Source organism: Nonomuraea zeae (genome assembly GCF_005889725.1).
GTDB classification, from domain to species: domain Bacteria; phylum Actinomycetota; class Actinomycetes; order Streptosporangiales; family Streptosporangiaceae; genus Nonomuraea; species Nonomuraea zeae.
In genome coordinates, this window is the sequence record NZ_VCKX01000154.1 from 22,267 (window position 1) to 29,174 (window position 6,908).

The following is a 6,908-nucleotide window of genomic DNA, read 5'->3' on the forward strand; positions in this document are numbered from 1 at the left end:
CTCAGACCTCGTCGGGGATGTCGGCGATGTCGTCGAGCGCCGCCGCCAGCTCGTCGGGATCGCCGCCGATCCGCTCGGCGATCTCGATCAGCACGTGGAGCACGTCGTGCCGGTCGTGGCCGAGGTCGAGCAGGCGCTGCGCGGCCTCCCAGAGCTGCGGCGGGTCGCCCTCCCACAGCCGGGTGGCGATCTCCTCGTGCCAGGCCAGGTGCTCCTGGTCGATCGTGCCGCCGTGGTCAATCTCGAGTAACGTACGGCGGTCCGCCTGGTCGGCCGGGTTGAGCAGGTCGAGCTGGATCCCGTTGTGCGAGCCCTGCAGGAAGGGGAAGGCGAAGATCCGCCGCGGCAGCGCCGACAGGTCGCCGTCGGGCAGCAGCCGCTCCAGCAGCAGCCGGTCCAGCCCCAGCGAGGTCGGATCGCGGTAGGCCTCGGGGAACTTGCCCGTCGCCTCCCACACCGCGTCGAGCGTCGCCTTCAGCCCCTGCTCGGGCAGGCCCGTGCGGCGGGCGGCGAAGCGCACCCAGGCCGACAGCGCGTGCGGCATCGCCTCCTGCTCCGCCACGCTCAGCATCACCTTGCGCGGCAGCCAGTCCAGCAGGAACGTCTCGCACTTGGTCGGGCTGACCCGCAGCGGCCGGTTGAAGTCCTGCTCGCAGCCGTAGTCGATGATGTGGTCGGCGCAGCGCGAGGCCGCCGACGGGTCGGACAGGTGCTCGGCCGCGTCCGAGGCGAGGAACTCCGCCGCCAGCATGGCCCGCCGCTCTCGGCTGTAGGGGGCCTCGATGTGCAGCGGCGCGGGCCGCTTGCGCCCTGGCGGCAGCGCCTTGAGCCGGGCGCGGGCGAAGGCGTGGTAGGCGCTGTAGCTGTCGCTCACCGGGGGCGGCGTCTTGGGCTCCCTGGTGGCCTTCATCGCCGACTCCAGCAGCGCCCTGGCCTGCTCCGGCTGGACCTCCTCGAACAGCAGCATCGGATTGCCCGACGCCTCGGCCCTGGCCTGCTCCAGCAGCTTGTCGACCTGGGAGGACACCCAGGCGTCGCGCGCCATGCCGCTCATGTTGTAGTCGACGACCATGACCAGCGCGTGCCGGTCCACCGGCAGCGCGCCCTCGTTCGAGCGGTAGGCGAAGGTGCAGATCACGGTGTCCTGGTCGCCGTAGGCGTCGCGGGAGACGTAGCAGCCGGCCGGCTTGACCGCGCCCACCCGCTCGGCCCAGCCCGGCCTGGCCACGCCCGACTCCATCATCGCCAGCGCCGCGCCCTCGGCCTTGGCGCCCTGGCGGGCCGTGCCGAGGTAGGCCAGGCAGATCAGCAGGGTCAGCGAGGCGGGCGTGCCCGCCTTGGCGGCGTAGTCGACCAGGCCCTCGCCGAGCACCTGCTCGACGTCGCCGCCCCGAACCCGTCTGCCCCACCAGGCGCCGATCATGTCGGAGACCATCAGCTCCGCATCGAGAGGGGTGCGTACGGCGAGCAGCTCTCGAGCCGCCTGCACCATCTCCTTGAACACGTCGTCTGGCGGGGTGCTCTCCCGGGGATCTCGTCGGTGTCGGCGCACGCCCTCACTCTCTCGTATTCCAGGCGCAAACGGTGCGTAGAACTCGGCCTGGTGACCCCGATGTTATCGGGCGCTTCGGGGCGGCGGAGCGGAGTTGACGATCGCGAGCAGGTGCTCGCGAGCGATGCGTTCCACGATCTCGGGCGTCGCCGAGATACCCAGATGATGCGCACACGCGCACACGTCCGCGACACATCGGTCGATCGTGTCCACGGGTACGGTCAGGAACTCTTCGGCCAGCCTGAGACTGACTGGCTCCCGCAGGAACCGTGTGGCCAGAGCGAGCATAGATGTGAGATTCCTCTGGAGACCCGGGGGCAAACCCCCAGGAATGTCTACAGGGCGACTTGCGCTCTCATTCCACCCTTTTACCGGCGTGTGTCAAGCCTCTACGACGCTTGTGTTCACTTCACCGGGGGCCCTTTCGTGCAAAGCTGTCTCCATGCGCATCCAGCTCGCCCAGCGGAGCGAGGCAGACGAGCTCCTCGGCCGCAGCCCGCTCGCCCTGCTCGTCGGCATGCTGCTCGACCAGCAGATCCCCATGGAGTGGGCGTTCACGGGGCCATTCACCATCTCCGAACGGCTGGGTCACGACCTCACCGCGGCGGAGATAGCCTCCTATGATCCGGAGGCGTTCGCCGCACTGCTGGCCGCGAAGCCGGCCGTGCACCGCTACCCCAAATCCATGGCGGCGAGGGTCCAGCAGCTCGCGGCCTATCTCGTCGAAGAGTATGACGGCAGGCCCGAGAGGATCTGGGCCGAGGCGGCCGACGGCAAAGACTTGCTGAAACGACTCATGGCCCTCCCGGGATACGGCAAGCAGAAGGCCCAGATTTTTTTGGCATTGCTGGGGAAGCAGCTGGGGGTCCAGCCTGCAGGCTGGCGTGAGGCAGCCGGACCTTACGGCGAGGAGGGGTCACACCGATCGGTCGCCGACGTGGTCGACGGCGACAGCCTGGCCCGCGTGCGCGCCACCAAGCAGGAGGCGAAGCGCGCGGCCAAGACCTGATCGCCGAGGGAGAAATCCCCCCGGCAATCGGGCGCTGTAACCTGATCTTGCTGCGCAACGTGGAGCGACTTTGACAGGATGCGTAGACCCTAAAGGCGACCGGGCCTCGGCGGGGGCTTCCGTCCGCGCATGCCCATCGCCGATGATGTACTGCAGAATCCGGTCGCCCGGAGCTGCGCTACGCCGATACACAGTTATGGAGATGTGCCGCGTGGGAGACCCTGGCACGCGACGGAGGTGCCGACCATGAGCGCCGAGACCTCCGTTCCCCGTCCCCGGGAGTCGGATGTGGACATCTCAGACTCCGCCCTCTTCAAGGGCATGCTGTCGGAGGCAGAGTTCGCCTTCGCGTTCTTCGACGGCGATGGCCGCGTCCAGCGGGTCAACGACGTGTTCAGCGATGTCGTCAACGTGCCCGCCGAGCGCATGATCGGGCGGCTGCCCGTCGAGGTGCTCGCCGCCGACCTCAGCCAGATCATCACCCACGCCGTGCAGGCCGTCATCGAGAGCGACGGGCCGGTCACCGAGGGCCGCGTACGCGTGCGCTCCTCCGAGGGTGACACCAGGCACTGGTCGCTGTCCTTCTCGCCGGTCCACGACGACGCGGGCGAGCTGCGCGCGATCGCCCTGGTCGGGCTCGACGTGACCGAGAGCCGCCAGACCGAGGAGGCGCTGCGCCGCAGCGAGGAGCGCTACCGCTCGCTGGTCGAGGCGCAGTCGCAGCTCGTCTGGATCACCTCGCCCACCGGCGCCGTGGTCGAGGACGCGCCGCAGTGGCGGGCCATCACCGGCCAGGGCCTGGAGGAATACCTGGCCAGCGGCTGGCTGGACGTCGTGCACCCCGAGGAGCGCCAGCAGACCGAGGAGGCGTGGCGCGAGGCGCTGCGCGGCCGCACCATGTTCGAGTGGAACTACCGGGTGCGCACCCGGGCCAGCGGCTTCCGCCACTTCGAGGTGCGCGCGGTGCCGATCATCCGCCACGGCAGGGTCGTGGAGTGGGTCGGCGCCAACACCGACGTGACCCCGCAGCGCGAGGCCGAGGAGATGCGCGGCAGGCTGACCGACCAGCTCGGCGCCGCCGCCCTGCGCACCGCGCGGCTCCAGGGCGCCACCGCCATGCTGGCCGAGGCGCTGACGGTCGAGCAGGTGGTGCAGGTCATCATCGACGTGGGCCGCACGGCCCTGGCCGCCGACCGCTCGGCGGTCGCGCTGCTCGACACCGACCGCGCCGCACTCAAGCTGATCAACGGCGAGGGCATCCTCGAGGCGTCCGGCGTGACCGGCGACGAGATCCCGCTGTCCCACTCCAACGTCATGACCATGGCGGTCAACAGCCGCAGGCCGGTGTTCGCCGAGTCGCCCGAGTCGCTGAAGGCCCAGCTGCTGGAGGCGGGCGGCGACGAGGAGGTCCTGGCCGGGTTCCTCGCCCATGGCGACGAGCGGGCCTGGGTGGGGCTGCCGCTGCTCGCGGCAGGACGCGCTCTGGGAGCGCTCCGATTCTCCTTCACGAGGCCGCAGAAGATCTCTCAGGAGGACGGCGTCTTCCTGGAGGCGCTGGCCGGCCAGTGCGCGCTGGCGGTCGAGCGGGCCACGCTGTTCGAGCGCGAGCACCGCACCGCCGAGACGCTGCAGCGCAGCCTGCTGCCCGACCGCCTGCCGGTGGTCAAGGGCCTGGTGCTGGCCCAGCGCTTCCGCTCGGGCAGCCGCCACGTCCAGGTCGGCGGCGACTGGTACGACGCCTTCGTGCTGCAGGACGGGCGCGTGGCGGCCGTGGTCGGCGACGTCATGGGCAAGGGCGTCAAGGCCGCGGCGGGCATGGGCCGCATCCGCAACGCCATGCGGGCGCTCGCGCTGACCAACCCGCCGCCCGCGGCCGTGCTCACCGGCCTCGACCGGGTCTTCGAGGCCACGGAAGAGGAAGAGCAGGTCACGACCCTGGCCTACATGGTCGTCGAGCCCGTCACGGGCGAGGGCACGCTGGCCCTGGCCGGCCACCCGCCACCCGTGCTGGTCTCGCCGCAGGGCACCGCGATCCTCTGCGACGCCGAGCCGGGCACTCCGCTAGGCTGGCCGACCAGTCGCAGGCAGTTCCGGTTCGTGGTGCCGCCCGGCCATACCGCCGTGCTCTACTCCGACGGTCTCGTGGAGAACAGGAAACGCGGCTTGGACGCCGGACTCGCAGAGATTTGCAGTGTTGTGACCGAAGCGCCGCCTGAGGTCGTCAGTAGTCCGCACATGTTGCTGGACTTCCTGGTTGACCGGATGTTGTCGGGATATGAACAGGATGATGACGTTACCGCCCTGGCCATTCACGTGCCGCCCGCCACGAAGAGTGACTGAATGAAACAGTCATAACGGTTGCTTTCGGGTATCAGTGCCCCGCTTACGTACGCACTACTGTCTCGGTCGGCCTAGGGTGGAGGTCAACCGCCGGGAGGTGGCCGTATGGAGTGCGGGGTCGTGCCAGAATGCTGTGCAGGTCCGTCGCGGTCCGCACGGCCTCACCGATCTCCGAGAGAGGCAACAGCCCCCCAGCGGGCATCTGGGTCCATTGTCGCCACGCGTTCGTTCGAGAGGTGTTCGTGTCGCCTGCAAGTTCGACTCGCTCGAAGCCACAAGAGCTGAACGAGCCCGTCATTCAGCGACTGCTCGAGCGTGGGCGCTCGCAGGGTTTCCTCGAGTCTGAGGATGTCCGTCAGGCCTTCGAGGAGGCGGACATCCCCATGTCGCACGCCGCCGCATTTTTGCGGAACCTCAGCAAAGAGGGCGTGACCGTGGTGGTGACCGCCGCGGATTCGGCTGCGCCGAAAAAGTCTCGTGGTCCAGCAAAGCGCCGCACCGCCGCCCCCGTCAAGACCAAGACGGCGGCGGCCGCCAAAGAGCAGCAGCCTGAGACCGTGACCGCGGTCGTGGGCACCGCTGAAGCCGAGCCGGCCGCCAAGAAGGCGGCCCCTGCCAAGAAGGCCGCTCCGGCGGCCAAGAAGGCCGCGGCTCCCGCCGCCGCCAAGAAGGCCGAGCCGAAGAATGCTGGGCCTGCCGAGAGCAAGCAGAAGGCGCCCGAGGCCCCCAGGGCCGACTCGGACGACGACGAGGACATCGAGCTCGACGGCGACGTGGAGCTGGAGGACCTCGAGGACATCGACGTCGACGACGTGGAGATCGTCGCCGAGGGCGATGCCGAGAGCGACTCCGACGACGACGCCGAGCCCGAGTCGGAAGAGCCCAAGGCCGCCGAGGTCGCGGTGGAGAAGAACGAGGACGAGGTCCTCATCCTCTCCGACGACGACGATGACGCCCCGGTCGCGCAGGTCGCCGCCGCCGGCGCCACCGCCGACCCGGTCAAGGACTACCTCAAGCAGATCGGCAAGGTCCCCCTGCTCAACGCCGAGCAGGAGGTCGAGCTGGCCAAGCGCATCGAGGCGGGCCTGTTCGCCGAGGAGCAGCTGGGCGGGGGAGAGACCGACGGGCTTCCTGTGGACGTCCGGGCCGAGCTGGAGTGGATCGCCGAAGACGGCCGCCGCGCGAAGAACCACCTGCTGGAGGCCAACCTCCGGCTCGTGGTCTCACTGGCCAAGCGTTACACCGGGCGCGGCATGCTGTTCCTCGACCTGATCCAGGAAGGCAACCTGGGCCTGATCAGGGCCGTCGAGAAGTTCGACTACACCAAGGGTTACAAGTTCTCCACCTACGCCACGTGGTGGATCCGGCAGGCGATCACGCGTGCCATGGCCGACCAGGCGCGGACCATCCGCATCCCGGTCCACATGGTCGAAGTGATCAACAAGCTGGCCCGCGTCCAGCGGCAGATGCTGCAGGACCTGGGCCGCGAGCCCACGCCGGAAGAGCTCGCCCGTGAGCTGGACATGACGCCCGAGAAGGTCGTCGAGGTCCAGAAGTACGGGCGCGAGCCCATCTCCCTCCACACCCCGCTGGGTGAGGAGGGCGACAGCGAGTTCGGCGACCTCATCGAGGACTCCGAGGCCATCGTCCCGGCCGACGCCGTCAGCTTCACGCTGCTGCAGGAGCAGCTGCACTCCGTTCTCGACACGTTGTCGGAGCGGGAAGCGGGTGTCGTCTCGATGCGCTTCGGTCTCACCGACGGCCAGCCGAAGACGCTGGACGAGATCGGCAAGGTCTACGGGGTGACGCGCGAGCGCATCCGCCAGATCGAGTCGAAGACCATGTCCAAGCTGCGTCACCCGTCGCGCTCCCAGGTCCTGCGCGACTACCTGGACTGACCTGCTTCATCCGCCGCTGCCCCGCCCGGTTCTTTTCCGGGCGGGGCAGCGGCTTTTTCGGGGTGGAGCGGAACCCTGCCCGGGGAAGGCCGCCGGTTTGGCCGGGGGG

At 69.3% G+C, this 6,908-nt stretch carries 5 protein-coding genes; 3 read left to right on the plus strand and 2 right to left on the minus strand.

Annotated elements, in window-relative coordinates:
- Position 1 precedes the first annotated feature (1 nt).
- Together ETD85_RS37425 and ETD85_RS37430 are read right to left on the minus strand one after the other, a co-directional pair.
- On the minus strand, positions 2-1,492 hold the full coding sequence (locus ETD85_RS37425; protein WP_240779677.1) for a hypothetical protein: 1,491 nt from the start codon (positions 1,490-1,492) through the stop codon (positions 2-4).
- A gap of 123 nt (positions 1,493-1,615) precedes the next feature.
- Positions 1,616-1,840 (minus strand): hypothetical protein, encoded by a 225-nt coding sequence (locus tag ETD85_RS37430; RefSeq protein ID WP_138694562.1) that lies wholly within the window; start codon positions 1,838-1,840, stop codon positions 1,616-1,618.
- Between the two features lie 154 nt (positions 1,841-1,994).
- On the opposite strand from ETD85_RS37430, the gene ETD85_RS37435 reads away from it, so the two are divergent.
- The 3 genes from ETD85_RS37435 (at position 1,995) to ETD85_RS37445 (ending at position 6,799) form a co-directional block, all read left to right on the plus strand.
- Positions 1,995-2,561, plus strand: coding sequence for an HhH-GPD-type base excision DNA repair protein (locus ETD85_RS37435; protein ID WP_138694563.1), 567 nt, complete (start codon positions 1,995-1,997; stop codon positions 2,559-2,561).
- 246 nt (positions 2,562-2,807) lie between these two features.
- Entirely contained in the window at positions 2,808-4,901 is a 2,094-nt protein-coding gene (locus ETD85_RS37440) for a SpoIIE family protein phosphatase (protein ID WP_138694564.1), read from the plus strand.
- Between the two features lie 242 nt (positions 4,902-5,143).
- A complete protein-coding gene (locus ETD85_RS37445; protein ID WP_138694565.1) occupies positions 5,144-6,799 on the plus strand; it encodes an RNA polymerase sigma factor in 1,656 nt (551 codons plus the stop codon).
- The last annotated feature ends 109 nt before the right edge of the window (positions 6,800-6,908 follow it).